General features: G+C 67.1%; 25 protein-coding genes. 13 read left to right on the top strand and 12 right to left on the bottom strand.

Features of this window, described 5'->3' with window-relative positions:
- Window positions 1-50 precede the first annotated feature (50 nt).
- The 3 genes from QFZ50_RS04690 to QFZ50_RS04680 are packed head-to-tail and all read left to right on the top strand — an operon-like array spanning window position 51 to window position 2,286.
- Window positions 51-929 carry an NmrA/HSCARG family protein gene (locus QFZ50_RS04690; RefSeq protein WP_307082378.1) on the top strand — a complete coding sequence of 293 codons (879 nt, stop codon included), beginning with the start codon at window positions 51-53 and terminating at the stop codon, window positions 927-929.
- Between the two features lie 44 nt (window positions 930-973).
- Window positions 974-1,870: an NADP-dependent oxidoreductase gene (locus tag QFZ50_RS04685; RefSeq protein ID WP_307082375.1), complete on the top strand. Its 897-nt coding sequence runs from the start codon at window positions 974-976 to the stop codon at window positions 1,868-1,870.
- A gap of 26 nt (window positions 1,871-1,896) precedes the next feature.
- Window positions 1,897-2,286: an MmcQ/YjbR family DNA-binding protein gene (locus QFZ50_RS04680; RefSeq protein WP_307082373.1), complete on the top strand. Its 390-nt coding sequence runs from the start codon at window positions 1,897-1,899 to the stop codon at window positions 2,284-2,286.
- A 60-nt stretch (window positions 2,287-2,346) separates the two neighbouring features.
- Here the strand turns inward: QFZ50_RS04680 and QFZ50_RS04675 are convergent, their stop codons facing one another.
- From QFZ50_RS04675 to QFZ50_RS04660, 4 genes are all read right to left on the bottom strand, one after another.
- Window positions 2,347-3,393: an NAD(P)-dependent alcohol dehydrogenase gene (locus QFZ50_RS04675; RefSeq protein WP_307082371.1), complete on the bottom strand. Its 1,047-nt coding sequence runs from the start codon at window positions 3,391-3,393 to the stop codon at window positions 2,347-2,349.
- Between the two features lie 23 nt (window positions 3,394-3,416).
- Entirely contained in the window at window positions 3,417-3,830 is a 414-nt protein-coding gene (locus tag QFZ50_RS04670) for a (R)-mandelonitrile lyase (RefSeq protein WP_307082370.1), read from the bottom strand.
- Window positions 3,831-3,899: 69 nt separating this feature from the next.
- On the bottom strand, window positions 3,900-4,361 hold the full coding sequence (locus QFZ50_RS04665) for a MerR family transcriptional regulator (protein WP_307082367.1): 462 nt from the start codon (window positions 4,359-4,361) through the stop codon (window positions 3,900-3,902).
- A 19-nt stretch (window positions 4,362-4,380) separates the two neighbouring features.
- Window positions 4,381-5,166: an alpha/beta hydrolase gene (locus QFZ50_RS04660; protein ID WP_307082365.1), complete on the bottom strand. Its 786-nt coding sequence runs from the start codon at window positions 5,164-5,166 to the stop codon at window positions 4,381-4,383.
- Between the two features lie 59 nt (window positions 5,167-5,225).
- Between QFZ50_RS04660 and QFZ50_RS04655 the strand changes: the two genes are divergently transcribed.
- The 3 genes from QFZ50_RS04655 (at window position 5,226) to QFZ50_RS04645 (ending at window position 8,345) form a co-directional block, all read left to right on the top strand.
- Window positions 5,226-6,488 carry an alpha/beta fold hydrolase gene (locus QFZ50_RS04655; RefSeq protein ID WP_307082363.1) on the top strand — a complete coding sequence of 421 codons (1,263 nt, stop codon included), beginning with the start codon at window positions 5,226-5,228 and terminating at the stop codon, window positions 6,486-6,488.
- Window positions 6,489-6,547: 59 nt separating this feature from the next.
- A complete protein-coding gene (locus QFZ50_RS04650; protein WP_307082361.1) occupies window positions 6,548-7,174 on the top strand; it encodes a GNAT family N-acetyltransferase in 627 nt (208 codons plus the stop codon).
- Window positions 7,175-7,250: 76 nt separating this feature from the next.
- Entirely contained in the window at window positions 7,251-8,345 is a 1,095-nt protein-coding gene (locus tag QFZ50_RS04645; protein ID WP_307086674.1) for a serine hydrolase domain-containing protein, read from the top strand.
- A 160-nt stretch (window positions 8,346-8,505) separates the two neighbouring features.
- Here the strand turns inward: QFZ50_RS04645 and QFZ50_RS04640 are convergent, their stop codons facing one another.
- Both QFZ50_RS04640 and QFZ50_RS04635 read right to left on the bottom strand, forming a co-directional pair.
- Complete coding sequence (locus tag QFZ50_RS04640; RefSeq protein ID WP_307082359.1) at window positions 8,506-8,886, bottom strand: VOC family protein; 381 nt, start codon at window positions 8,884-8,886, stop codon at window positions 8,506-8,508.
- A gap of 216 nt (window positions 8,887-9,102) precedes the next feature.
- Window positions 9,103-9,768, bottom strand: a complete 666-nt coding sequence (locus QFZ50_RS04635; RefSeq protein WP_307082356.1) for an SGNH/GDSL hydrolase family protein — start codon at window positions 9,766-9,768, stop codon at window positions 9,103-9,105.
- A 28-nt stretch (window positions 9,769-9,796) separates the two neighbouring features.
- Between QFZ50_RS04635 and QFZ50_RS04630 the strand changes: the two genes are divergently transcribed.
- The 5 genes from QFZ50_RS04630 to QFZ50_RS04610 all read left to right on the top strand — a co-directional run bounded on the left by QFZ50_RS04630 (window position 9,797) and on the right by QFZ50_RS04610 (window position 15,341).
- Window positions 9,797-10,318 carry a hypothetical protein gene (locus QFZ50_RS04630; RefSeq protein WP_307082354.1) on the top strand — a complete coding sequence of 174 codons (522 nt, stop codon included), beginning with the start codon at window positions 9,797-9,799 and terminating at the stop codon, window positions 10,316-10,318.
- Window positions 10,319-10,532: 214 nt separating this feature from the next.
- Window positions 10,533-11,579, top strand: a complete 1,047-nt coding sequence (locus QFZ50_RS04625; RefSeq protein ID WP_307082352.1) for an AAA family ATPase — start codon at window positions 10,533-10,535, stop codon at window positions 11,577-11,579.
- A 184-nt stretch (window positions 11,580-11,763) separates the two neighbouring features.
- The gene (locus tag QFZ50_RS04620; RefSeq protein ID WP_307082350.1) at window positions 11,764-13,002 is read left to right on the top strand and encodes a serine hydrolase domain-containing protein; all 1,239 of its coding nucleotides are present in this window, start codon (window positions 11,764-11,766) and stop codon (window positions 13,000-13,002) included.
- Between the two features lie 41 nt (window positions 13,003-13,043).
- The gene (gene dacB / locus QFZ50_RS04615; protein ID WP_307082348.1) at window positions 13,044-14,573 is read left to right on the top strand and encodes a D-alanyl-D-alanine carboxypeptidase/D-alanyl-D-alanine endopeptidase; all 1,530 of its coding nucleotides are present in this window, start codon (window positions 13,044-13,046) and stop codon (window positions 14,571-14,573) included.
- A gap of 153 nt (window positions 14,574-14,726) precedes the next feature.
- Complete coding sequence (locus tag QFZ50_RS04610; protein WP_307082345.1) at window positions 14,727-15,341, top strand: hypothetical protein; 615 nt, start codon at window positions 14,727-14,729, stop codon at window positions 15,339-15,341.
- A gap of 246 nt (window positions 15,342-15,587) precedes the next feature.
- Here the strand turns inward: QFZ50_RS04610 and QFZ50_RS04605 are convergent, their stop codons facing one another.
- The 6 genes from QFZ50_RS04605 to QFZ50_RS04580 all read right to left on the bottom strand — a co-directional run bounded on the left by QFZ50_RS04605 (window position 15,588) and on the right by QFZ50_RS04580 (window position 22,728).
- Entirely contained in the window at window positions 15,588-16,271 is a 684-nt protein-coding gene (locus tag QFZ50_RS04605; protein ID WP_307082343.1) for a DUF3060 domain-containing protein, read from the bottom strand.
- A 577-nt stretch (window positions 16,272-16,848) separates the two neighbouring features.
- Window positions 16,849-17,823, bottom strand: coding sequence for a class 1b ribonucleoside-diphosphate reductase subunit beta (nrdF, locus tag QFZ50_RS04600; protein ID WP_087026264.1), 975 nt, complete (start codon window positions 17,821-17,823; stop codon window positions 16,849-16,851).
- A 97-nt stretch (window positions 17,824-17,920) separates the two neighbouring features.
- Window positions 17,921-20,080, bottom strand: coding sequence for a class 1b ribonucleoside-diphosphate reductase subunit alpha (gene nrdE, locus QFZ50_RS04595; RefSeq protein ID WP_307082339.1), 2,160 nt, complete (start codon window positions 20,078-20,080; stop codon window positions 17,921-17,923).
- Window positions 20,077-20,544 carry a class Ib ribonucleoside-diphosphate reductase assembly flavoprotein NrdI gene (gene nrdI / locus QFZ50_RS04590; RefSeq protein WP_307082337.1) on the bottom strand — a complete coding sequence of 156 codons (468 nt, stop codon included), beginning with the start codon at window positions 20,542-20,544 and terminating at the stop codon, window positions 20,077-20,079. Before nrdI ends, nrdE begins: the two co-directional genes overlap by 4 nt.
- A 36-nt stretch (window positions 20,545-20,580) precedes the next feature.
- On the bottom strand, window positions 20,581-20,826 hold the full coding sequence (nrdH, locus tag QFZ50_RS04585) for a glutaredoxin-like protein NrdH (protein ID WP_307082335.1): 246 nt from the start codon (window positions 20,824-20,826) through the stop codon (window positions 20,581-20,583).
- 621 nt (window positions 20,827-21,447) lie between these two features.
- Entirely contained in the window at window positions 21,448-22,728 is a 1,281-nt protein-coding gene (locus QFZ50_RS04580; RefSeq protein WP_307082333.1) for a class I SAM-dependent methyltransferase, read from the bottom strand.
- 385 nt (window positions 22,729-23,113) lie between these two features.
- On the opposite strand from QFZ50_RS04580, the gene QFZ50_RS04575 reads away from it, so the two are divergent.
- Both QFZ50_RS04575 and QFZ50_RS04570 read left to right on the top strand, forming a co-directional pair.
- On the top strand, window positions 23,114-24,067 hold the full coding sequence (locus tag QFZ50_RS04575) for a LysR family transcriptional regulator (protein ID WP_307082331.1): 954 nt from the start codon (window positions 23,114-23,116) through the stop codon (window positions 24,065-24,067).
- Window positions 24,068-24,162: 95 nt separating this feature from the next.
- Window positions 24,163-25,197 carry an SDR family oxidoreductase gene (locus QFZ50_RS04570; RefSeq protein WP_307082329.1) on the top strand — a complete coding sequence of 345 codons (1,035 nt, stop codon included), beginning with the start codon at window positions 24,163-24,165 and terminating at the stop codon, window positions 25,195-25,197.
- Window positions 25,198-25,261: the final 64 nt, after the last annotated feature.

Here is a 25,261-nt window from a genome sequence, read left to right as displayed (position 1 = left end):
AGTTAGCCGGCTAATGCTTGTATGGGATACCGACTATGAAGGAGTCAATCATGACTGCAGGACCCACGAAGACCATCGCCGTTTTCGCCGCCACCGGGAGCCAGGGCGGGGCGGTCGCCGATGCGCTGCTCGACGCCGGGGCCCACGTGCGTGCCCTGATCCGCACGCCGGAGTCCGACAGGGCCAAGGCACTCGCGGAACGCGGAGCCGAACTGGTGCGGGTCGATGTCGACGAGCCCGACACCCTCGTGTCCGCGCTCGAGGGTGTCGACGCCTTCTGGTTCATGACCACCCCTCCCGGCGGCATGCAGAACGCGGACACCGCGGGTGAGACGAAGCAGGGCATCGCCCTGGCCGACGCCGCAGCGGCCGCCCGGGTGCCCCATGTCGTGTTCAACTCGGTCGGTGGCGCCGAGCGCGCGTCAGGTGTCCCCCATTTCGACTCGAAGTACCTCGTCGAACTCCATCTGAAGAGCCTCGGACTGAACACCACCATCGTGCGTCCGGTCTTCTTCGCCGAGAACTTCACCTGGATGGCGCCGACCGTCGAGGACGGCACGCTCGTTCTGCGCCTTCCGATTCCTGCCGGTGTTCCGTTGCAGATGATCGCGGTGCGCGATGTCGGCATCATCGCGGCGCGGGCCCTCCTCGACCAGGCGTCGGTCCCGGCCACCATCGAGATCGCCGGCGACGAACTCACCGGCGGCGAGATCGCGTCGGTCCACGGCGACAAGGCCGGTCTCCCGGCCCGCTACGAGGCGCTGCCCGTCAGCGTCCTCGACGGACAGGACGACATGCAGGCGATGTTCCGGTGGTTCGCCGAGACCCCCGCATACCAGGCCGACCTCGAGCAGGTCCGGCGCATCCATCCCGGCATCGCGACCCTGCGCACCTGGCTCGACGCCGGCCAGGCTCCCGCCGCCCGCTGAACCATCCCACCCCCTCGACCTATCCGAGCAGCAAGGAGAACACCATGAAGGCAGTGCAGTTCACATCATTCGGCGGACCCGAGGTCCTCCACGTCGTCGACGTCGAGGCCCCGCACCCGGGCCCGGGTGAGATCCTCGTCCGGGTCGCCGGCGCCGGCGTCAACCAACTCGACGCGAAGATCCGCTCCGGCGCGATGCCGACGGGGAAGCCGGCTCCCTTCCCCCTGGGAACCGGCCTCGACGCCGCGGGCACCGTGATCGGGATCGGGCCGGGCGTCGACGACGTCGCCGTGGGCGACATCGTCTTCGGCACCGGCCGCAGCACCATGGCCGAGCAGGCGATCCTGACCCAGTGGGCGAGGGTGCCCGCAGGGGTCGACCCCGTCGAGGCCGGCGGGTGGGGAGTCGCCACCGAGACCGCCGGGCGCCTGCTCTCCGAACTGGGCCTGGTCGAAGGGACGCTCCTTCTCAGTGGCGCCTCCGGCGGTGTCGGGTCGGCGCTCATCCAGTTCGCCGTCGCGCGTGGCCTGACCGTCGTCGGCACCGCCAGTGCGAAGAACCACGACTATCTCGCCCGCCTCGGGGCCATCCCCCTCTCCTACGGAGACGGGCTCGTGGACCGGGTGTCGGAGGTTGCGCCACAGGGCATCGACGGTGCGCTCGACCTCTCGGGGGCAGGAGTGATCCCCGACCTGATCGCCCTCGTCGGAGACCCCGCCCAGGTGATCTCGATCGCCGACTTCACCGCCCCCTCCCACGGTGCCAGGGTGTCCACAGGGGTCACGCGCACCACCGAGCCCCGGGACGGGTTCGCAGAGGCAGTAGCCCTGCCGCACTTCGCCCTCGCCGTCGAACGCCGATTCGCCCTCGCCGACATCGCCGATGCCCACCGGCACGCCGAGAACGGTCACACGGTCGGCAAACTGGTCGTCACACCCTGACCGGTCCGAGGAATCCAGCGATCATCATGGACGGAATGAAGCTGCAACAGCGCGCTGCCGAACGGGTGCGTGAGCTCCCGGATGCCGAACTCACGCACCCGTTCGGGGCCGAGTGGGACGTCTACAAGGTGCGGGGCAAGGTCTTCATGCTGCTCACCGAGGTTCCAGGCGAACCCGTCGTCATCCTCAAGGCGGCCCCGGACGACGCACGCCTGCTGCGCGAGGCCTACGAGGACATCACACCCGGCTATCACATGAACAAGAAGCACTGGATCACCCTCAACCCGCACGGTCGACTGGACGCCGAGCTCGTCGACGACCTCGTGACCGAGTCGTATCTCCTCGTCGTCGACAAGCTGCCCGGAAGGGACCGTCCCGTCGACCCGGCGACCTTCGGTCGGTCCTCGCGGCCCTGAAGACACGGACCCGGCACACCGCCACGCGCGCAGCGCTGGTCGGTGTGCCGGCCGCGCCCGCTAGGCGAAGGTGGCTGCGTCGATGACGAAGCGGTAGCGGACGTCCGAGGCGAGGACACGCTCGTAGGCGTCATTGATCTTCTCGGCCGGAATGACCTCGATCTCCGCGCCGATGCCGTTCTCGGCGCAGAAGTCGAGCATCTCCTGCGTTTCGGCGATGCCACCGATCATGGAACCGGCGAACGACCGGCGCCCGCCGATGAGCGCCATGGCGTTCACCGGGAGCGGTTCGGCGGGTGCGCCGACATTGACCAGGGCGCCGCCGACCGTCAGCAGCCCCAGGAAGGCGCTGATGTCGATCCGGGCGCTGACCGTGTTGATGATGAGGTCGAACGAACCGGCCAGATCGGTGAACGTCGCTTCGTCACTGGTGGCGTAGTAGTGGTCCGCTCCCAGGCGCAGGCCGTCCTCCTGCTTCTTGAGGGACTGCGAGAGGACGGTGACCTCGGCGCCCATCGCGTGGGCGATCTTGACGGCCATGTGGCCGAGCCCGCCGAGTCCGACGACGGCGACCTTCCTGCCGGGGCCGGCGCCCCAGCGGTGCAGCGGCGAGTAGGTGGTGATCCCGGCGCAGAGCAGGGGTGCGGCGACGTCGAGCCCGATGCCCTCGGGGATCCTCAGCACGAAGTCCTCGGTGACGACGACGTGCGTGGAGTAGCCGCCCTGGGTGATGGTCCCGTCGCGGTCGGTGACGCCGTAGGTGCCGACCATCCCGTTGACGCAGTACTGCTCGTCGCCCACCGCGCAGTTCTTGCACTCCCCGCAGGAGTTCACCATGCACCCGACGCCGACGCGGTCGCCGACGGTGTGCTTCGTCACCTCGGGACCGACGTCCGCCACGATGCCCGCGATCTCGTGTCCGGGTACCAGCGGGTAGGGCTGCGGCCCCCAGTCGCCGCGCACGGTGTGGATGTCGGAGTGGCAGATGCCGGCGTACTTGATCTCGATCAGGACGTCGTGAGGCCCGAGGTCGCGTCGTTCGATGGTGGTGGGAACAAGGTCCCCATCGGCGGAGGGGGATGCGTAGGCGTGGACCGTGGTGGTCATGTGGTGTCTCCTTCTGGTTGCGTTCAGTGGGTGGTTGGGGCCGGCCGGCCGTAGTCGCTGTCGGTGACGTGCTCGCCCCATGTCACGACCTCACCCGCGCCGTCCGCTTCCTGGATGGCGACGTGCGCCATGAAGCGGTCGGCGGTGGCGCCGTGCCAGTGCTCCTCGTGGGGTTCGATGTAGACGACGTCGCCTGGGCGGATCTCCTGCACCTCACCGCCGCGGCGGGCGACGTAGCCGATGCCGTCGGTGACGTAGAGCGTCTGACCCTTGGGGTGCGTGTGCCAGGCGGTGCGGGCGCCCGGGCTGAACCGCACGTGGGCGCAGCCGACGGCGGACTGCTCGTCGGGGTTGCGCACACCGTCGATGTAGACGGTGCCCGTGAACCAGTCGTCGGGTCCTACCGCGCTCTGACCGCCACTTCGGGTGTACTTCATCGTCGGTACCTTCCTTCTTTCGGGCACGCCCGACCGACGGACCGTCGGATCCGTGGCGGCGCATGTTCTCTACCGCTTCTTGGTCTTCTGGAGCTCGTCGGCCAGGGATCGTGCTTCGTCCGACAGCTCGACGGCCCGCGTGTCGTCGCCGGCCTGGACCGCCTGCCAATAGTCGATCTTCAATGCGACGTAGCGCCTCCGCAGGGCGATGGACCTCGCTTCCACGGCCAGCAGTTCCTGCTGGGACGTCAACAGGTCGATCTGCTCCCGGGCAGCGCCCGCCCCGAGTGCTCCGTTCGCAACGTAGCGGCGCATGTCACTCACGGACATGCCCGTCGCGCTCAGGCAGGACACCCAGGTCAGCAGATCCAGATCTTCCGGCGTATAGACGCGGTGCTTGCTGCTGGCGCCGCGACCGATCGGTGTGATCACGCCGATCGACTCGTAGTAGCGCAGCGTGCTGGCCGGCAGCCCGGTCAGGGCGGCCGCTTCCTTGATCGTGTACGTTTTCCGGATGCTCGGTGCGCTCACATCATCAACGATAGGAACTTCAAGTACTTGAAGACAAGCGGCCCCTGCCCGCGGCCGGCGGAACCCGCGTCGCCCTATCGGCGTTCAGATGCCGGGCGAAGAACCGGGCCGCGTCGTCCGCCGCGTACGGCGGGACCCCGGTGTGCCCGCCCATGTTGGCCTGCAGTGTCTTCTCCTCGGAACCGAGAGCGTCGAACAGATCCAGTGCGAGCTGCCGATCGTTCCCCTCGTCGTCCCACTGCAGCAGGACGTGCACCGGAATCGTGATCCGGCGGGCCTCGTCGACCATGGCGCGGGGCACGAAACTCCCGGCGAAGAATCCGGCGGCCTCGATGCGCGGCTCCACCAGCGCCAGCCGGACTCCGATGGCGATCACCCCGCCCGAGTATCCGACCGGGCCGCTGATGTCGGGAAGTGCAAGGAGCTCGTCCAGGGCCGTCTGCCATTCCGGGACCGCTTCCTCGACGAGCGGGAGGACCAACCGATCGACGATGTCGTCGACCGGGTCACCTGCCCCGATCGCCCGGCGGAGCTCGGCACGAGCGCGTTCGGCGTCGGGCGATGGAGTCCGGTCACCGCTCCACGGGAGTTCGATGGTGGCGGCGGCGAAGCCGTCCGCGGTGGATTGCCGGGCGCGCGCCACCAGCCGGGGGTACATGGAGCGCAGTCCGCCTGGATGGCCGATAAGGATCAAGGGGGCCGGTGGGGATGCGGGAGTCGTCCACAGGATGCCGGGGATCCCGCCGAGGGTGAATCCACGTTCGAGGACGCCGTCGTTGAGTCGCTTCTCAGAGGTGAAGTGCATGGTCGTGCCTTTCGGGAGGGCTGGGTGAACGGCGCTCCCGGACGACCTATCGTCCGACCATGACCCCGGAGGGGAGCACCCACGTTCCATCGTTCACGGGTACCACCTCCTCGTTCTCTCGCACGGCCTCCGGAGAGAGTAGCAGTGATCCCGGTGGCCGACGTGGGAGATCCCGCACTTTCTGTCCCGCCTGCCCGCCCCTGTGGTCCGGGAGTCGGGCCACGGCCACTTCCGCATTCCTGTACCCCGCGCGGGGTCCTCTGTACGATCGAGCTGAGCTCCGACGATGGAGCCTCGTTGAAGGGAGCAATGCAATGGAGCATAGGCTTTTCGACCTGGGAGATTTCGTCCTCCAGAAGGGCTCGGTCCTTCCATCCGCCCGACTGGGCTACACCACCCTGGGTGCATTGAACGAGGCGAAGGACAACGTCGTCATCTGCCCGACCTGGTTCACCGCCACTCCGACGGATACCGCAACGTGGATGACCGGCGAGGACCGTGCGCTGAAACCGAGCAGATACTTCATCATCGTGCCGAACCACTTCGGCGCGGCTGTCTCCTCCTCGCCGAGCAACACGCCTCCCCCTTATGGCAGGAGCACATTTCCGCGCGTCACCGCCTATGACAACATCAACGCGCAATATCGGCTGGTGACCGAGGAATTCGGTATCGAGAAGATCCGCCTCGTCTCGAGCTGGTCCATGGGTGCCGCCCAGACCTATGCCTGGGCGGCACTGCACCCGGAGATGGTGCAGGCCATAGCGCCGATCTCGGGCTCCGCCCGCACGGCCCACTACAACAGGGTGTTCCTCCACGCCCTCATTCGCGCCATCACGACCGATACCGACTGGAACGACGGCTTCTACGGCGACAAACCGCCTGTGCGAGGCCTCAGGACGTTCGCATCCATCTATGCCGGATGGGGTTTTTCCGAGGCGTTCTACCGGGAGGAGTTGTACCGCGGTTTCGGCGCCACCAGCGCCGAGGAGTTCATCGAGATCTTCTGGGAACCCTTCTTCCTCAAGTGCGACGCCAACGACCTCCTCGCCCAGATCCGGACCTGGATGCACAACGACCTCGGCGATCATCCGAACTTCGGCGGTGACTTCGACCGGGCACTGGGAGCGATCCGGGCGAGAACGATCATCATGAACGCCGAGACGGACCGGTATTTCCCGCCCGTCGACAGTGAGTACGAAGCAAGCCACATCCCCGGAGCCAGTACCAGGCCCATTCCGACCGTCTGGGGACATCTGGCCCCCTTCAATCCCACGGACCAGCAGTTCATCGATCGCGGCATCGCGGAGCTACTGGGTGACTGATCACGCGCGGCGGAGCGCGGAGCGGTGGTAGTTGCCGGCCATCTGTGAAGGACATAGCCATGGACGACAGTTTTCGGATCGAACCGCTCAGCACGCGGACGTGGGATGCGTTCGCCGCATTGGCGGAGCGACACAACGGGGTGTGGGGCGGCTGCTGGTGCAACTGGTTCCACCTCTACCCCGACCCACCGGAGCGCAGGACGCTTGGCTCACGCGAATTCAAGCGGCAGCTCGTCGACGACGATCGGGCACACGCCGCACTCGTCTTCGACGGGGAGCGGGCCGTGGCCTGGGCCCAGTACGGGTCGGTCGGTGAGCTCCAGAACATCCATCACCGCAAGGAATGGGAGAAGACCATGGTCCGTGTTCCGGACTGGCGTATCACCTGCCTGTTCGTCGACCGCGACTACCGACGCCAGGGAGTCGCCGCGACGGCCGTACGAGGTGCCCTGTCGTTGATCGCCCGAGCCGGAGGCGGGACCGTGGAGTCCTACCCCCACGACCTGCCGGCCGGCAAGAAGACCTCGTCGTCATTCCTCTACAACGCCACACGCACCATGTACGAGGACCTCGGTTTCGACTATGACCGGCCGAAGGGCAAAGGCAACTGCGTGATGAGCACGGTCGTCCCGGCGACCGACGGTCAGCGTGCGCCATCAGGAACGGCCGGGCCGGCCGGCGGGTGACACCGGAGACCGGTGGACCGGCCGCTGTTACGCTCGAGCGGTGGATGCGCGGCAGCTGGTCGGGACGATCCAACCGATGGTGGACGACGGCGCGGTTCCGGGCGCCGTCGTGGGCGTCGTGCATTCCGGCCGTACCTCGATGGCCGCTGTGGGAAACACCGAGGTGGGTGGGACTACGGCGATGCCCGTCGACGCGGTGATGCGCATCAGCTCCAACACGAAGCCGATGGTCGCCGCGGTTGCCCTGCTCCTCGTGCAGGACGGCGTGCTGGACCTCGAGGACGCCGTCGAGACGTTCGTCCCGGAACTGGCCGGCCGCCGTGTTCTGCGCCAGCTGGACAGCCGACTCGACGACACGGTGCCGGCGCACCGGCCGATGACCATCGAAGACCTGCTGACCATGCGGATGGGCTACGGGTTCGTCTTCGACAGCGCTTGTCCCGCAGTGGACGAGGCTGAGGCGGCCGGGCTGGGGTTCGGCCCCCCTGACCCAGCGGCAGTGCCCCCGCCCGACGAATGGGTGGCCCGTCTCGCCCCTCTGCCTCTGCTGGAACAGCCGGGCACGGCCTGGAGGTACGAGTTCTCCTTCGGGGTGCTCGGAGTCGTGCTCGCACGCGCGACGGGAACATCGCTCGACGTCCTGCTGCGCGAACGACTCTTCGCCCCCCTTGCCATGACGCACACCGGGTTCACCGCTCCGCGGCACCGCCTTGTGCCGTCCTTCGCGCGCAGCGAGACCGGCCTGGTCCTTTTCGACAGTGCCGTCGGGAGCCGATGGTCGGCACCACCGGCCTTTCCGGATGCGCGCGGCGGTCTGGTGTCCACAGCCCATGACATGCTGCGGTTCGCCCGCATGCTGCTCGATGACGGCAACGGATTGCTGTCCCCCGCGTCGATTGCCGCCATGACGACCGATCAGCTCACCGCCGCGCAGCGATCAGGCCCCTCAGCGCAAGCCTTCCTCGAGGGAGGCGGATGGGGGTACGGAGTCGGGGTGACCGACGGACCAGCCGGACGCCGCTACGGATGGGGCGGCGGGTTGGGCACCCTCTGGTACAACTGGCCCGACCACGACGCCGCAATCGTCCTGATGACCCAGGTGCTGCCGCCCGCCGCCGAACTGTTCGACGCCTTCACGACTGCCGCCGAAACGGCGCTGGGCCCGCCCTGAACCGACGGCCCAGCCGCACGCCAGGCCGTCGGGGGAGGTCGCGGCTGGATCGAGCCACACTCGATCGATCCGACCGTCTGCTGCACGCCGGGTCGTCTCCTCGGGCGGCCGGCAAAGAACTCAGCCAGGCGCCGAACGATGTCCCGCACCGGGATCGGGCCTATGACTGGAGGTAGGGCCGGGTGATGAGCTCCAGATAGTGGCCGGAGGGGTCGAGGAGGTAGACGCCGCGTCCCCCGTGCTCGGTGTTCGTCTCCCCCGGGCGGCTTCGCTGCGGATCAGCCCAGTGCTCAGTGCCTGAAGCGACGATCTTGGCGTACGCGCGGTCGAAGTGGTCGTCGTCGAGCAGATAGGCGTAGTGCTGCGGAGGGAACGCCATCGGCGGGCTGGCGAACTGCAGCAATACCCCATCGGGAAGCTGGATGTTGACGAAGGGCCCCCATGCCGGTGCTTCCGTCGCTTCGAGCAGATCGGTGTAGTACGCGCCCATCGCGGCGCTGTCGTGTGAGGCGATGATCGTGTGGTTGAAATGCGCTGTCATTGGATCTCCCTGGATGTGTCGATTGTCGTTCGCGGCTTCGAGCAGCGACGCAGGGAGGAGCGCGGATCAGGCGGCGACCAGTTCGCCTGTCCGGGAGCGGCTCGGTAGAGCCTGACTGGTCATCATGGCGTGGAGCCTATCGGTCGCGGCTCGTGTGGTCCAGATCCACCGGTCACGAGGTCGGTGGATCCCCGCCGGCGCTCGTAGCGAACCGCCTCACGGTGCCGCGTGGGGCCGGACCTCCCGTGCGCGGGCGAGGTCGAACTGCGTGAGGTGCAGGGCTTCCAGCTGCGTCCGCAGCACCGGCGCGAGACGATCGTGGCCGAGCTGCGTCAGGTGCACCTGATCCGCCATGTCGGCCGAGGCCTGATAGCGGGTCAACCAGTCGCCCGCCCCGATGAAGGCGAGATGACGGCCGACGGCTGAAGCGCCCAGGACGGCGTCCACCTCGGTGCGTCTCCCCCCGCCAGCAGCGGCTCCGCTGGCCAGGGTCCCGATCATGACGATCGTCGATGAGGGGTACGCCCCGTGAAGGGTGTCGACGACGACGTCGGCGCCGCCGGTGATCTGAGCGTCCGTCGCACCGTCGGCAGCGTCGTTCCCTCCACCCTGGACGACGATCAGGGCGGGATCCGCACAGGGCAGGACCCAGAGCGCCTGTGTGAGTGATGTGGGGTAGTTGCTCGCTCCCGTCTCGTTCGCGGCAACGAATCCGGTGCCACCGGCCCCGAGGAAGTGGACGTCGTACCCTGCGCTGCGTAAGCCGCCCTGCGTCCAGGTGCGGTCGGCGGGAACCCCTACCGCGCCGACGGACTGGGAATCGCCGATCAGCAGGGCCGTGCGGGCGGGATCTGCCAGCTGTAGACCAGGGCCATGGCTCACCGGATCGATGCAGGGCGCAGGTGGTTCGGTGGGCGTGTCCGCCGGCGGGCCCACCGGTGCCGGTGGAGACGCCGGGGTTGTCGGGGTCGACGGAGCCGGCGGGGTTGTCGGGGTCGGCGGAGACGCCGGGGTTGTCGGTGACGGCGGGGTCGACGTGGTCGACGTGGCCGTCGGCATCGGAGCAGGCGTCGGGGCCGGAGTGGGCTGCTCGGTGTGGAGCTGCGCGGTGGCCGCCGTCGGCGCGGTCGGTGGTGACGCCGCGGGTGAGCGATCGCCGTCGACGGTTGTCGCCATCAGCAGGACGCTGACCGCGAAGCCCGCGCCCACGGTGACGGCAACCCGAAGATATTTCTGTCCAGCCCGGTTCATGATGTCCCCCTGCAGCATCCGGACGGGCCCGGACGATGAAACGATGCGGCGATTCTCAGCGAAAGCGCAGTCGGCCGCGGACCTCGAACGGATGCCGAGGGTTCTCGAGCAGGGATGGCAGCATCCCGTGGCAAGACCACCCTGGAGTCCCGCGGACGAACTTCTCCGAAGAATAGCCTGAGGATGGGAATTCGAGGGTACCGAACGGCGCGAGTCCTGCCGCGGGACGAACAGGGCTGCTGCTCCCCCACGTCGGAGCGCAGATTGTCAAAGCCCTGCGGGTGGTTTTGCCGGAGGACTACAGTGGGGACGCACCCACGAAGGACCCACGTAGCACGGCACACCAACCACCGCGGACCCTGCACTCGCGGCCCGACGAGCCACAGGAGAATCGCATGGCTGCCAGCCGCAATCCGCTCGACGAACTGCGTGAGACGCTCGGGCATCTGGCCGAGCAGCTCAAGCTCCCCGGTTCCGAGCGGATCGATGACAGGGTCAGTGAGCTGTTCAGTGCGCGGCCGGGCCCGGCCCGGCCGCTCTCCGAAGTGCAGGCGGAGCTCGACGCGCTGGTCGGCCTGGACACCGTGAAGGAACAGGTGCGGGCGCTCGTCGCGTTGCTGCAGATCCAGGCCCGCCGCAAGGCGCACGGCCTGCCGGAAGTCGCCACATCGCAGCATCTGGTGTTCCTCGGGAATCCCGGTACCGGTAAGACGACGGTGGCGCGTCTCCTGGCCGAGATGTACCGCGCGGTCGGGCTGCTGCAGAAGGGCCATCTGGTGGAGGTCGACCGATCAGGCCTCGTCGGTCAGTACGTGGGAGAGACGGCCATCAAGACGGACCGGGTGATCCGCCGGGCGCTGGATGGCGTCCTCTTCATCGATGAGGCCTATGCGTTGACCCCCGAGGCGGGCCGCATAGACTTCGGTCCCGAAGCGATCGAGGTCCTGCTCAAGCGGATGGAGGACCATCGCCACCGTCTAGTGGTGATCGTGGCCGGCTATCCGCGGCTGATGGAGTCCTTCCTGCTGTCCAATCCGGGCCTGCGCTCCCGGTTCGCCCGGGAGATCACCTTTCCCGACTACTCGGTCGACGCACTCGAGACGATCTTCCGCCAGATGCTCGTCCAGCACGAGTACGCCCTGGAGCCGGGTGCCGATCAGATGCTGCGCCGCATCCTTGCCAATGTCCACGCAGGCGAGGATTCCGGCAACGCGCGTTTCGCCCGCACCCTGTTCGAGCAGGCGCTCAACCGGCAGGCCCTGAGGCTCTCGCTCGACACCGAGCGGAGCCTCGACGCGCTCGATCGCGACGACGTCATGATGCTCACCACGGACGATCTCGTGGAGGCTGCGCAGGCTCTGGGCGAGGAACCGGAGCCGGAGCCCCAGCCGGAACCCGAACGTACCTCGTGGTGGCGCTGGCTGATATCACCGAGCGGATGACCGGGCCGGGCGGTTCTGCCCGCCGTCCCTCCCTGGCCCGGGAACCACGAAGCATGGACCTAGGTCGCTAGTGGCCCACCCGGGATAGGGCTAGGTTACGGGCATAGATCCCACCCGATCCGTGCCACGGCCCTTCACGCGTCACTGGCCAGTTCCACGGTACAGATGACCCAAGGAGCTTTTCGTGACGGGACGCACCACACCATCGGCCCGCCGCGCTCGTGCGCTCGGCGTCGGCGTGACCACCAGCCTCAGCGCGGCGATCCTCCTGACGGGATGCTCGGCAGCATCGCCCGCCGCCACGCTCACTTCCTCCTCCACTGCGGCCTCCACACCTGCCTCCTCCAGTTCCTCCCCGCCTGCCGAACGCCACTGCGCACCGGAAGGAGAACTGCCCGCGACAGTGCAGGCCGGTCTTCAGGAGAGCGTCGAGCAGACGATGGCCGAGTACGGGGTGCCCGGCGCTGCCGTCGGGGTCTGGATCCCCGGCCAGGGCACATGGACCTCGGTGTCCGGGAGTGCCGACCTCGAGAACGGCGTAGCAGTCGATCCCGCGATGCAGTGGCCCCTGCGCAGCATCACCAAGTCCTACACCGTGACGCTCGTCCTGCAACTCGCCGATCAGGGCGTGATCTCACTCGATGACACCATCGATGAGTACGTCGAGGGTGTCACCGACGGAGACCGGATCACCCTCCGCGATCTCGCCGGTATGGCCAGCGGCAACGCCGACTACACCAACCAGGACTTCGTGGACGCGTTCGACGAGGATCCGGAGCGCATCTTCACCCTCGACGACCTCAACGGATTCATGCTGGGCAAGCCCGCCCAGTTCGAGCCGGGTACCCGGAAGGTCTATACCAACGCGAACACCAATCTGCTCGGCGCCGTCGTCGAGCAGGCCACCGGCCGGCCGTTCGACGCCGTGCTGCAGGACCTCGTCCTCGAACCGCTCGACCAGGACGACACCGAGTACATCGTCGATGCTGCGACATGGGAGACCGCCCATCCGGTGGGCTATGCGCCCGACGAGGATGGACCCGCACCGCAAGCCGCCAACATGTCCGTCTTCGGCCCGGCAGGATCGATGGTGTCCACGCTCGACGACGGGCGCGTCTGGGCGGAGACTCTCGCCACCGGCACCCTGCTCGGGACAGCGACGCAAGCGGAACGCCTCGTCGGAGCACCCCTCGACGCCGGGCCGCCCTATGATCTGTACGCGCTCGGCATTGGCGAGACCGGGGGCTGGTGGGGGCACAACGGTGAGGGCTTCGGCTTCACGGCCGCCCTCTTCCACCAGCCGGAGACCGGTGCATCCATCGTGGTCTTCATGAACCTGTCCAACGAGGCATCCGGTGCCCATCCCGCCGATCAGCTCTTCCGCCGCCTCGCGGCCGTCATCGAAAGTGGGGCAAAGCCATGATCCGACGCCTTCGGAGAACGACAGCATTGACGGCTGCGCTGATGCTCGTTGCAGCAGGGGCGACGTCCTGCAGTGTCGCACCCGCCGCCGACGAAAGACCCGTGGCGCCGGTGCCGGAGGCTGCCCTGGAGGTCATGGGTCAGCCGGAGTACGCGGACGGCCGCTGGCACATCTCGGCCGCCGATATCGATACGGGCGAGGTGCTGGTCGACCTCGACGGCGGCAAGATGGCCGAGCCGGGCTCGTTCGTGAAGACCTACAGCGCCGGCGCGGCGTGGCTGACCTGGGGACCGGACCACACGATCACCACTCCGGTGAAACGGGTCGGCGACGTCGTCGACGGGGTACTCCAGGGAGACCTCGTCCTCGTCGGCAAGGGAGACCTCACGATGGGTGGGCGGACCAAGCCGGACGGCACCGTCGACTTCACTGATCTCGATCACAACGATGCCAATCCGATTCCTGGTGCCACGCTCACGACAGAGGACCCTCTGACCGGATTGAACGATCTCGCCGCGCAGGTCAGGGCCGCCGGGATCAGCGCGGTCAGCGGGGACGTCGTCGTCGACGACCGGCTCTTCGCGGGTGAGCTGGCCGGAGAACCGATCACACCGATCATCATCAACCAGAACATCCTCGACCTCCAGATCGCGCCTGGAGCGGTCGGCGAACCGGCGACGGTGGAGCTGACCCCTGCCGTGGAGCCGTGGCGCGTCAGAAGTGACATCACGACCGTCGCTGCCGGCGAGAAGGCCGAGGTAACGAATCCGGTGTCGGCAGGAGACGGCGAGATCGTGATCAGCGGCACGGTCGCCGTCGACAGCGACCCGCAGGTGAAGGTGCTCGCGGTGGACGACCCCGCGACCTTCGCCCGCACGGCGTTCATCGAGGCACTCGGACGGGCAGGCGTGGCGGTGGCCGATGATCCGATCGTCGTGAACTCGACGTCGGGTCTCGCGCCGCAGGCCGATCTCGACGCGCTTCCGTCCGTCGCGGAGCTCGAGTCGCTACCGTTGGCGCAGGAAGCGACCTACGTGATGAAGATCAGCTACAACCGTGGCGCCCAGACGTTCATCTGCCTCCTGGCCGTGGAGACCGGCAAGGACGACTGCAGCACCGGAATGAGCGAGGCCGGACGGATCTGGAAGGACGCTGGTCTCGACATCACCGGAGCCTCCCTGATCGACGGGTCGGGCCTGGACGGCAACTACATCACGGCCGAGAACGCCGTCCAGATCCAGACGATCATGGCGGAGCGCCCGGACGCCGAGCGCTGGAGGGACACCCTCCCCATCCTGGGCGTGGACGGCTCCCTCTCCACCGTGCAGGTCGACAGCCCCGCTGCGGGGAAGGTGTTCGCCAAGACCGGCACGCTGGTCGGCGGCGATTCCTTCAACGGGCGCGCCCGGCTCGGCACCAAGACGCTCGGAGGGGTCATGGAGACCGATAGCGGCCGCAAGGTCGCATTCGCGATCATCATGAATCAGGGGTTCGCGGACGGCATCGAAGGGGTGTTCAAGGCGAACGACGACGTCGGGGCGGTAGCGGCGGTCATCCAGCAGGGCTACTGATCGGGCCTGCTCCGGGTCGGCCGCGCGCGAGGGTAGAGGGAGGCTCCAAGACTCGCCCTCTGGCCCTTCTCTCAAAGGTGGCGTTCATCTACCATGGGGGGTGCACCCAGAGAAGGTGTAGGGACGGCTCCGCTGGGGAAGACCAGTCCGAACGTGAAGATCGCAACTGGAAGCAGCGGAAATCCATCCGTGCGGGCATGGCTGCCCGAATCGGTCCTCGTTTCCGCGCATCTGCTCCGCCACATACGGGCGGCTCAGCCGGACAACCGCCCGCGGCGTGCTGACCGCGACACGCACCCATCCCCATATTCGGCCCGGCATGCGTGGAAGAAAAACATCATGAAAAAATCTCTTAGCTGGCGCCTGTTCATCTTCGTCGCAGGAACCCTGTTCGCCCTCCTGGCAGGCCTGGGTGCCTCGGCTCCCGCCGTTGCATCCCCCGTCCAGGTAGCAGCCAACGGGAACTACCACGGCGACGACGCACGTCTGAGCCTCGATACGAATTGGAACGGCGACCTCACGGTGAGGGGCGACAATTACGATTCCCAGAGGGTCTACGTGAAGATCGTCGAAGTCCGCTACCACGGCGACGGAAGAACCATCGACGACCGCAACGTCTGGACGGACCGCGGCGACTTCAAGTTCACATCGGACGAAGGCAAGTGTGGAAACTACTACCAGGCATATAGCTACAGCCACAAGGATGGCCGGGAAAGCAGCGAGGTGGTCAAGCTCAATTGCGACGACCACGGTCACCACCGCCGCTGATAGCGCACACTCCACCGAGTTCATGCGCGAACATCTGGCCTGAGTGGCTCGACAGGCAGTTCCGACCCGGTAGGGAATGGTCTTTCACAGGGCCTGTCCCCTGCCGGGTCACCTTATGGGATCGACGGGCGGATCACGGTATCCGGAAGCCCGCGTGCCGCCGCCTGCCGGCGTTGGGGCGCCACCGAGCAGCCAATGATCTTCGAGAGTTCCCGGCTTCTCGTGGCGTGCCGGGCCTTGGCCGTGTCATCGGGTGGCGATGGAATTGGTGCCTTCGGTTTCGATGGTGGGATCACCGGTGGTGTAGGTGACGGTATTGGAGTCTCCTTCGACGTCGACATCCCGGGTGTCCTCCACGTCCACAGTGTTTCCGGTCCCGTCGACGTCGATCTCGGGTGCGGTGGTGAGCGTGACCGTGTTGTTCGTGCCTTCGATGTTCAGGCTTTCGGTGCCTTCACCGGTCACGGTGTTGTCATTGCCGTCGATGTCGAGGTCCTCGCAATCGCCGGTGATGTCGATCGTGGTGCCATCGGTGTCGACGTCGACGTCGCCGCCATCGGTGCAGGTGATGCTGACGGTCGTATCGGGGGTCGTGACCTTGCGCTCATCGCCGCGCCCGAGAGTAACCGCTGCCGCGGAGGCGTTCGAACTCTCGGGTGTTGCTGATCCGCTTGCGGACGACCCCGTGGACCCGGACGAGGTGCTCGAGGCGGTGGGGCTGCTGTCCGCTGTTGAACTGGCCGATGCGGTGCCGGCGGTCGAGGGTGCCCCGGTTCCTTCGGGTGTCACGGGGGCCGGCTCCTCGGCGCTGGCAGTGCCGGTGGGCGCGTTGGCCGCGGGCGGGGTGGTGCCGCTGGTGCACCCGGTGATGAGCGCGAAACCCGCCGCGGTACCAAGAAGGGCCGTGGTGATCCGTCGGGTGCGCTGCATGGGAAGCTCCTCGATGGTGCGGTGCAAGTGATGGCGTGCTCCTGTGAAGCCGGAGTCACGCCCCCGTGAACCCGGATCGGTGATTCCGTCCCCTCGATGTCGGTAGGACGCAACCGTGATCAGAGCGCCGGGCGAGCGACACGCTAAGCCTACTTCCAATCGATGTCCTGCACCACGCACCAAGCCACCAGGTGGGCCCTCGATCCACCACCGCGATCACGGCAGTCCTCCAGCGGCCCCGTCTTCTTCAAGAATTCCAAGCCCTCGGCGTACGAGCCTGCGACCGATGCCCTGACGCCGGCACTCAGGGCTGACGGAGAGAGGACCGGGCCGAACCAATCGTCCGCAAAGCTCTCCACGGACACGGGAGAGAAAGCAACGTGGCCGATGATGCGTCCCGCTTCCTCTGCAGTTTTCGGGCTCCTGGAAGTGTCCTTCGACTGCACGCTCGGGCTCTTCCAGAAGTGCACATCCACGTCTCGGGAGCCACCGTCCTGGTGCACGACAACGAAGAGCCTCGGCAGACGACGTCCACCGAGGCTCTTCGTGATTTCCGACTATGTCCGAGTCTTCAGGATCAGAAGTCCCAGTCCTCGTCCTCGGTGTTCACGGCCTTGCCGATCACGTACGAGGAGCCCGAGCCGGAGAAGAAGTCGTGGTTCTCGTCGGCGTTCGGGGACAGCGCCGAGAGGATCGCCGGGTTCACATCGGTCACGGAGGACGGGAACATCGCCTCGTAGCCCAGGTTCATCAGCGCCTTGTTGGCGTTGTAGTGCAGGAACTTCTTGACGTCCTCGGCCAGGCCGACGGAGTCGTAGAGGTCGTGCGTGTACTGGACCTCGTTCTCGTACAGCTCGAAGAGCAGCTCGAACGTGTAGTCCTTCAGCTCCTGGCGGCGCTCCGGCGTCGCGCTCTCCAGCCCACGCTGGAACTTGTACCCGATGTAGTAGCCGTGCACGGCCTCGTCACGGATGATCAGGCGCACCAGGTCCGCCGTGTTCGTCAGCTTGGCCCGGGAGGACCAGTACATCGGGAGGTAGAAACCGGAGTAGAACAGGAAGCTCTCGAGCAGCGTCGAGGCGACCTTGCGCTTCAGGGGATCGTCGCCGCGGTAGTAGTCCGTGACGATGTGCGCCTTCTTCTGCAGGTTCACGTTCTCCGTGGACCAGCGGAACGCCTCGTCGATCTCCTTGGTGGAGGCCAGGGTGGAGAAGATCGACGAGTAGCTCTTGGCGTGCACCGACTCCATGAACGCGATGTTCGTGAGGACGGCCTCCTCGTGCGGGGTCAGCGCATCCGGGATGAGGCTGACCGCTCCGACCGTCGCCTGGACGGTGTCGAGCAGGGTGAGGCCGGTGAAGACGCGCATGGTGAGCTGCTGCTCCTCCGGCGTCAGCGTGGCCCAGGACTGCACGTCGTTGGACAGCGGCACCTTCTCGGGCAGCCAGAAGTTGTTCACCAGGCGGTTCCAGACATCCACGTCCTTGTCGTCCTGGATGCGGTTCCAGTTGATGGCCTGGACCTGGTCTACGAGCTTCAGCTTCTCGCTCATGGTGTGTTCCTTGTCTGGGTGAAAGTAATGCCGGTGATCCCGGTGGAGCCTGGAGTGCCAGGCCGGGCATATCGCCCGGCCTGGCCAATTTAGTTGCCTAGAGCATGCAACTGACGCAGCCCTCGACCTCCGTCCCTTCCAGCGCGAGCTGGCGGAGACGGATGTAGTAGACGGTCTTGATGCCCTTGCGCCAGGCGTAGATCTGCGACTTGTTGATCTCCCGCGTGGTGGCGGTGTCCTTGAAGAACAGTGTCAGGGACAGGCCCTGGTCCACGTGCTGCGTCGCGGCGGCGTAGGTGTCGATGATCTTCTCGTAGCCGATCTCGTACGCATCCTGGTAGTACTCCAGGTTGTCGTTGGTGAGGTACGGCGCCGGGTAGTACACGCGGCCGAGCTTGCCTTCCTTGCGGATCTCGATCTTCGACGCCACCGGGTGGATGGAGGAGGTCGAGTTGTTGATGTACGAGATGGAACCGGTCGGCGGCACGGCCTGCAGGTTCTGGTTGTAGATGCCGTGCTCCATGACCGAGGCCTTCAGGGCGCGCCAGTCCTCCTGCGTGGGGATGTGCACGTCGGCGAACAGCTCACGCACCCGCGGCGTCGCCGGCTCCCACACCTGATCGGTGTACTTGTCGAAGAACTCGCCACTGGCGTACTTCGACTTCTCGAAGCCTGCGAAAGTACGGCCGGTCTCGATGGCCATCAGGTTCGACGCCCGGATGCAGTGGTACACCACGGAGTAGAAGTAGATGTTGGTGAAGTCCAGGCCCTCTTCGGAGCCGTAGTGGACCCGCTCCCGGGCGAGGTAACCGTGCAGGTTCATCTGGCCGAGGCCGATGGCATGCGAGGCGTTGTTGCCCTTGGCGATCGAGGGCACCGAGCTGATGTGGCTCATGTCCGAGACGGCCGAGAGGGTGCGGATCGCGGTCTCGATGGTCCGGCCGAAGTCGGGCGAGTCCATGGTCTTCGCGATGTTCAGCGAGCCGAGGTTGCAGGAGATGTCCTTGCCCACGGAGTCGTAGGACAGGTCCTCGTTGTACGTGGTGGGCTCGGAGACCTGGAGGATCTCGGAGCACAGGTTGGACATGATGATCTTGCCCTCGATCGGGTTGGCCCGGTTCACGGTGTCCTCGAACATGATGTACGGGTAGCCGGACTCGAACTGGATCTCCGCGAGGGTCTGGAAGAACTCGCGGGCCTTGATCTTGGTCTTCTTGATGCGGGCGTCGTCCACCATCTCGTAGTACTTCTCGGTGACCGAGATGTCGGAGAACGGCATGCCGTAGACACGCTCGACGTCGTACGGCGAGAACAGGTACATGTCCTCATCGCGCTTGGCGAGCTCGAAGGTGATGTCGGGGACGACGACGCCGAGGGACAGCGTCTTGATGCGGATCTTCTCGTCCGCGTTCTCGCGCTTGGTGTCGAGGAAGCGGTTGATGTCCGGGTGGTGGGCGTGCAGGTACACGGCACCGGCACCCTGGCGGGCGCCGAGCTGGTTGGCGTAGGAGAAGCTGTCCTCGAGGAGCTTCATCACGGGGATGACGCCGGAGGACTGGTTCTCGATCTGCTTGATCGGCGCGCCGACCTCGCGGATGTTGGTGAGGGCGAAGGCGACGCCGCCGCCGCGCTTGGAGAGCTGCAGGGCCGAGTTGATGGACCGGCCGATCGACTCCATGTTGTCCTCGATGCGGAGGAGGAAGCAGGAGACGAGCTCGCCGCGCTGGCGCTTGCCGGCGTTGAGGAACGTGGGGGTGGCGGGCTGGAAGCGGCCGTCGATGATCTCGTCGACCATCTGCTCGGCGAGCTGCTCGTTGCCGCGGGCCAGGTGCAGGGCGACCATGCACACACGGTCCTCGTAGCGCTCGAGGTAGCGCTTGCCGTCGAACGTCTTCAGCGTGTACGAGGTGTAGTACTTGAAGGCGCCGAGGAAGGTCTCGAAGCGGAACTTCTTGGCGTAGGCGCGCTTGAAGAGGTCGCGGATGAAGTTCATCGTGTACTGGTGGAGCGTCTCGCGCTCGTAGTACTCGTTCTTCACGAGGTAGTCGAGCTTCTCCTCGAGGTCGTGGAAGAAGACCGTGTTGTTGTTCACGTGCTGCAGGAAGTACTGGTGCGCAGCCTCGCGGTCGGCGTCGAACTGGATCTCCCCGTTCGGTCCGTACAGGTTGAGCATCGCGTTCAGCTCGTGATAGCCCAGGTCCTTGAAGCGGTCCGCCGCGGCAGCGGGTGCGCCCGTCTCCGTCTCTGCAACACTCATGTCCAAAACTCTTCCAATCCTTTGGTTACTCGGTCCACGTCCTCGGACGTGCCCATGACTTCGAATCTGTACAGCACCGGCACGTGGCACTTCGCCGCGATGATGTCGGCGGCAAGGCAGTAGGTCTCACCGAAATTGGTGTTCCCCGCTCCGATGACCCCCCGGAGGAGGGCGCGGTTCTGCTCGTTGTTCAGGAACTTGACGACCTGCCGGGGCACCGCGCCCTTGCCGGTGATCCCGCCGTAGGTGGGGAGGACCAGGACGTACGGGCGGGTTGCCTGCAGGGTCGGCTCCTTGGTGAGCAGCGGCATGCGGGCGGCCCGGACCCCCAGCTTCGTGACGAAGCGGTGGGTGTTGTCGGAGACCGACGAGAAGTAGATCAGCGGGGCGTCGGTCACCGGCCCCTCCGCATCCCCGTCAGGGGGTGCGGAGGCGGCCTGGTCGTCCACGGCGAGAGCGCTCATGGCGATGCCACGCTGGGGAACCCCGGAGGGTTCCGCTCAGGCTACGGAGCTGACGGCCGAGTCCGCGAGGGCACTGATCTTGTCAGGACGGAAGCCGGACCAGTGATCGTTGTCGGTGATGACGACGGGGGCCTGCAGGTAGCCCATCGACCGGACGCGCTCGAGCGCCGTCGGGTCCTGCGAGATGTCGACGCTCTGGTAGGCGATGCCCTTCTTGTCCAGAGCGCGGTAGGTGGCATTGCACTGAACGCAAGCCGGCTTCGTGTAAACCGTGACGGTCATATCCTTATCCCCTTTTCCTCATTCGGCTGCTGATTCTGTACCAGCAGCGTGCTGTCGGCACATGAGCGGCGCGGCCCCGGAAATGGGGAAGAAATCTGGGGTTTCTCGCACCTTGCGGCTCATGCTGTGCAGCGGTTGTTTCTGTTCCTCGATACTACATCTAGTGCGGGCCGTTGGGACATACCCCTACATGATGTATTACAAGTATGTCATTCCGGGAGCGAGTAGTCCACATGATGTCCACAGATCAGCGCCCGGTGAAAGCCCGGAAATGAGCCGATCCCGCCCCGTTCGAGGGGGTCGATCCACATCCTGTGGAGTACTTCCACACAGGCACAAAATTTTTCGTGTCGCACTTTTCCGGCGTGTCGTGGAGCCCCCTCGACGACGGTGGGGACTTCGGCGAACGACGTGCGGCATGGCGTCGGAAAGGTCCTCGAGGGAGCGCGAGGCGCGGCGTGGCCGCCCGCCTGCGCCCGCCGTCGTTCCTGGTTCTCCGGCGCGGATCCGGGTGTTGTCCTCCGACCCGCCCGGGCTGGGCAGCACCCTGCTCAAGAACCATGAACGACGACGGGTGACCGGCCCCGGCAAGCGGCGCCATCCAGCGGCACAAGGAGCGGGTCAGGGCCGCCGGTCGAAGACGAGCTGCTGCACGTCGAGGTACCCGGCCTGGAAGCCCGCGCGGGAGTAGCAGAGGTAGAACTGCCACATCCGCTCGAAGGTCTCGTCGAAGCCCAGCGCGGCGACTTCCTCGTGGCGCGCGAGGAAGCGCTCCTCCCAGAGGCGCAGTGTCTGCGCGTAGTGGTCTCCCATGGACAGGCGCTCACGGACCCGGAGGCTCGTGTACCGGTCGGTGACGTCCTCGATGGCACGCACGGACGGAATGAACCCGCCCGGGAAGATGTACTTGTGGATCCAGGTGTAGGTCCGCCGCGTCGCCATCATGCGCTCGTGCGGAAGCGTGATGGCCTGGACGGCGACACGGCCGCCCGGGGCGAGCAGGCGGTCGATGGTCTGGAAGTAGACGGCCCAGAACTCGTACCCCACGGCCTCGATCATCTCGACCGACACGACGGCGTCGTACTGCCCCTCCACCAGCCGGTAGTCCTTCAGCTCCACCTGCACGCGGTCCGCATAGCCGGCCTCGCGGATACGCTGCTCGGCCAGTTCCTTCTGCTCGCTCGACAGCGTGACGGACACGACTGTCGCACCGCGGGCTGCGGCGCGCAGGGCGAGCTCGCCCCAGCCGGTGCCGATCTCGAGGAGGCGCGTCCCCTGCCGCACGTTGACCTGGTCCAGGAGCCGGTCGATCTTCCGTTGCTGCGCGGCGGCGAGCGCGCCCCATTCGACCTGCAGCAGGTCCTTGCCCGTCGCGTCGAACAGGGCGCTCGAATAGGACATGGTCGAGTCGAGGAAGAGCGCGAACAGATCGTTCGAAAGATCGTAATGCCGCGAAATATTCGAGCGTGTGTTGGCCGTGCTGTTCCGTTCGCGACGGGGTGGCTTCGGCAGGTAGAGACCGCGCAGTTTCTGCAGCGGGACGGGGACGAGATGCGCTGCCCGAGCTGCGAAGACCTCGATGACGTCCGTGAGGTCCGATGCCGTCCAGTCCTTCGCCATGTAGGACTCGCCGAGCCCGATCAGGCCGTTGTCGCCGAGCCTCGCGTAGAAGTCCGCGGGCCGGTGGATGCGCATCTCGGGCCGCGGGCCGCCACCCGGCTTGCCGAGGATGGTGCCGTCGTCGTAGATGACCCGCAGCTCGAGCGTGTTCACCGCGGTGGCGAAGATCTTCTCCGCGACGGTGGCTGCGATCCTGTTCCTCGGTCCGCTGGGGACACCGGCGATGCCCGGCCAGACGGCCGGGTCCACTTCCGCCTGCGAAGGAACCACTGTGGTGCTCATCGATCTGCCTCCTGGGGTCACGGGGCGGCCGCGGATTGACGGGCAGCCGCCGAAGCCAGAGTCTAATCCCCCGCCACCGGATCAGGCCCCCTCCATGGAGCGGGACCAGGGGCACGGCGAGCACCTTGCGGACGACGGTCACTCGGTGGCAGGGAGCCGGTCATCGTGGCGGGAGCCCGGTCCTCGCACTGCAGCCGCGCCTTCGCGGCCGGCACGCCCGCCGCCCCGGTAGGCTCGACGGGATCCGTTCCGGCGGTTCCTGCACTGCCGCATCACCGGGCTCCGGAGCCGGGTGGATCGGACGGGGAGACCTGCCGGTCCGACGAGTGGTGCAAGCTTTTCCTGTCAGTGACCCTGCCCGGACGACGGCGATGGAGAGTGCCCGATGGTCAACCCGGTCCACCTGCGGACGCTGCTCGAGGTCATCCGCCACGGCTCGTTCAGCGGGGCGGCCGTCAGCCTCGGCTACACGGCGTCGGCGGTGTCCCAGCAGATGTCCGCGCTCGAACGCGACACGGGTGCCACCCTCTTCACCCGCGCCGCCCGCAGCGCCGTCCCCACGGACGCGGCACTGGCCATGGCGCGGCACGCGGCGAAGGTCCTGACCGATATCGACGCCCTGCTCGCCTCGACCGCCCGTGCCGGATCGGGCCCGGCCCACGAGCTCCGGCTCGGGATCTTCCCGAGCCTCGCGACCTTCGCCCTGCCGCGGCTGCTCCGCATGCCCGAGTGGCAGCGGCTCGGGGTGTCGCTGCGCCTGTTCGTCGGAGAACCGGCCCACGCCATCCAGGGCCTGCGTACCGGGGGCGACCTCGACCTCGCACTCGTCTACCAGGTGGGTCAGGCCGGTCTCGCCTGGCCGTCCACGCTCAGCCGCCAGTGGATCGGCGACGACGACTTCCGGGTCATCCTGCCCGCGAGCTGGGGCATCCGCAGCGGCTCCCGCGTCACAGCCGACCAGCTGGCCGACATGCCGTGGATCATGCACCACCCGGGCACCGCCGACGCCACGGTGATCGAGCGGCTCTTCGCGAGCTGCAACCTCCATCCCCGGATCGCCGCGTACTGCGACGACTTCAACGCGAGTCTCGAGCTCACGGCCGCCGGCCTCGGCGCCGCCCTCGTGCCGGAGCTCGCCATGGTCAACCGGCCGGAGGGGATCGTGGCGCTCGACGTCCCGGAGATCCGGCTCGCCCGCAGCATCTTCGCCCTGCGCACCGGCGACGCCGACGACGCCCGGGTGCGGCTCTTCATGGACCAGCTCGCCGACATCCTCCGGAGCCAGAGCATCGGGCCGAAGCACACGACTCCGGGATACGCACCCCCCTCCGAGCGCTGATTGACCGTTGCACTCCCCCCAGGGCTGTCCGTAGTTTCGGGACAGGGCGGGCACCGGCCCGCCGGCCAGCCGGAGTCTGTCGAGGAGCAAACCCAATGCGCATCAGGAACAGCGTGGTCGTCATCACCGGGGCAGCGAGCGGCATCGGTCGTGCCACCGCGCTGCGGTTCGCCCGCCGCGGGACCTGCCTCGTGCTGGCAAGCCGCCGGGCCGAGGCCCTCGAGACCCTCGCCGCCGAATGCACGGCCCTCGGCTCCCGCGCCATCGCGGTCCCCACCGACATGTCCGACCACGACGCCGTCCAGGAACTCGCGAGCAGGGCCGTCGAGGAGTTCGGCCGTATCGACGTCTGGGTGAACGACGCCGCCGTGGCCTTCTTCTCGCCGTTCCTCGAGGTCCCGCTCCGCGACTTCCAGCGCGTGATCGACGTCAATGTCATGGGCTACGTGTACGGGGCACGCGCCGCGCTGGAGCGCATGCAGGAGCAGGGTTCGGGTGTCCTGGTGAACGTGGCCTCGATCGTCGGGGAGGTCCCCCAGCCCTACAGCTCCGCCTACTCCGTGTCGAAGGCCGCCGTGCGGGCCCTCGGTGTGAGCCTGCGCTCGGAGCTGACCCTCGACCGGAAGAAGCGCATTCACGTGTGCACCGTCCTCCCGCCCACCATCGACACGCCGTTCTTCCACCACGCCGCCAACTACACGGGCCGGCGTGTGGTGGCCATGCCCCCGGTGTACAGCGCGGACCGCGTCGCGAAGACGATCCTCGGCGTCGTCGAGAAGCCCGTGCGGGAGATCGCCGTCGGGCGGATCGGCCGCTCCATGGTGCGGCAGCACCGGCTCATGCCCGGCCAGGTGGAGAAGGGCATGGCGCACCAGGTGGAGCACGGCCAGCTGTCGCGGACCGAACCGGCGGAGGATTCGACGGGGAACCTCTACGGCCCCTCGCTGGACCCGGCGAACGCAGCCGTGACCGGAGGCTGGAGCGGCCGCCGCCGGACCGCGCAGCGGGTGGTCCTCGGCACGGCGCTGGTGGGCGTCGGTGCCGTCGTCTTCGGCGACAAGCTGAAGGCCGCCGCCCCCGCGGTGGTCGCGGCCGCGGCGTCCGCGGGTCGGGCCATCAGGAGTTCCTGACCCGTCCCGGGGACGCGCGGACGGCGGACGGCGGAGGGCGAATGCCGGTGCGTGCCGTCCGGCT

The organism is Arthrobacter agilis, from assembly GCF_030816075.1.
GTDB lineage: Bacteria > Actinomycetota > Actinomycetes > Actinomycetales > Micrococcaceae > Arthrobacter_D > Arthrobacter_D agilis_E.
The sequence above is the reverse complement of the archived record's forward strand: the minus strand, read 5'-3'. Positions and strand labels throughout refer to the sequence as shown.

Bases quoted from the DNA above. Each gene is read 5' to 3' on its own strand.
- QFZ50_RS04605 (WP_307082343.1), bottom strand. From the start codon at position 16,271: ATGCAGCGCACCCGACGGATCACCACGGCCCTTCTTGGTACCGCGGCG.
- nrdH (WP_307082335.1), bottom strand. From the start codon at position 20,826: ATGACCGTCACGGTTTACACGAAGCCGGCTTGCGTTCAGTGCAATGCC.
- QFZ50_RS04645 (WP_307086674.1), top strand. From the start codon at position 7,251: ATGGTGGACGACGGCGCGGTTCCGGGCGCCGTCGTGGGCGTCGTGCAT.
- QFZ50_RS04690 (WP_307082378.1), top strand. From the start codon at position 51: ATGACTGCAGGACCCACGAAGACCATCGCCGTTTTCGCCGCCACCGGG.
- QFZ50_RS04575 (WP_307082331.1), top strand. From the start codon at position 23,114: ATGGTCAACCCGGTCCACCTGCGGACGCTGCTCGAGGTCATCCGCCAC.
- QFZ50_RS04625 (WP_307082352.1), top strand. From the start codon at position 10,533: ATGGCTGCCAGCCGCAATCCGCTCGACGAACTGCGTGAGACGCTCGGG.
- nrdF (WP_087026264.1), bottom strand. From the start codon at position 17,823: ATGAGCGAGAAGCTGAAGCTCGTAGACCAGGTCCAGGCCATCAACTGG.
- dacB (WP_307082348.1), top strand. From the start codon at position 13,044: ATGCTCGTTGCAGCAGGGGCGACGTCCTGCAGTGTCGCACCCGCCGCC.
- nrdI (WP_307082337.1), bottom strand. From the start codon at position 20,544: ATGAGCGCTCTCGCCGTGGACGACCAGGCCGCCTCCGCACCCCCTGAC.
- QFZ50_RS04640 (WP_307082359.1), bottom strand. From the start codon at position 8,886: ATGACAGCGCATTTCAACCACACGATCATCGCCTCACACGACAGCGCC.
- QFZ50_RS04660 (WP_307082365.1), bottom strand. From the start codon at position 5,166: ATGCACTTCACCTCTGAGAAGCGACTCAACGACGGCGTCCTCGAACGT.
- QFZ50_RS04675 (WP_307082371.1), bottom strand. From the start codon at position 3,393: ATGACCACCACGGTCCACGCCTACGCATCCCCCTCCGCCGATGGGGAC.
- QFZ50_RS04650 (WP_307082361.1), top strand. From the start codon at position 6,548: ATGGACGACAGTTTTCGGATCGAACCGCTCAGCACGCGGACGTGGGAT.
- QFZ50_RS04670 (WP_307082370.1), bottom strand. From the start codon at position 3,830: ATGAAGTACACCCGAAGTGGCGGTCAGAGCGCGGTAGGACCCGACGAC.
- QFZ50_RS04580 (WP_307082333.1), bottom strand. From the start codon at position 22,728: ATGAGCACCACAGTGGTTCCTTCGCAGGCGGAAGTGGACCCGGCCGTC.
- nrdE (WP_307082339.1), bottom strand. From the start codon at position 20,080: ATGAGTGTTGCAGAGACGGAGACGGGCGCACCCGCTGCCGCGGCGGAC.
- QFZ50_RS04680 (WP_307082373.1), top strand. From the start codon at position 1,897: ATGGACGGAATGAAGCTGCAACAGCGCGCTGCCGAACGGGTGCGTGAG.
- QFZ50_RS04570 (WP_307082329.1), top strand. From the start codon at position 24,163: ATGCGCATCAGGAACAGCGTGGTCGTCATCACCGGGGCAGCGAGCGGC.
- QFZ50_RS04655 (WP_307082363.1), top strand. From the start codon at position 5,226: ATGACCCCGGAGGGGAGCACCCACGTTCCATCGTTCACGGGTACCACC.
- QFZ50_RS04685 (WP_307082375.1), top strand. From the start codon at position 974: ATGAAGGCAGTGCAGTTCACATCATTCGGCGGACCCGAGGTCCTCCAC.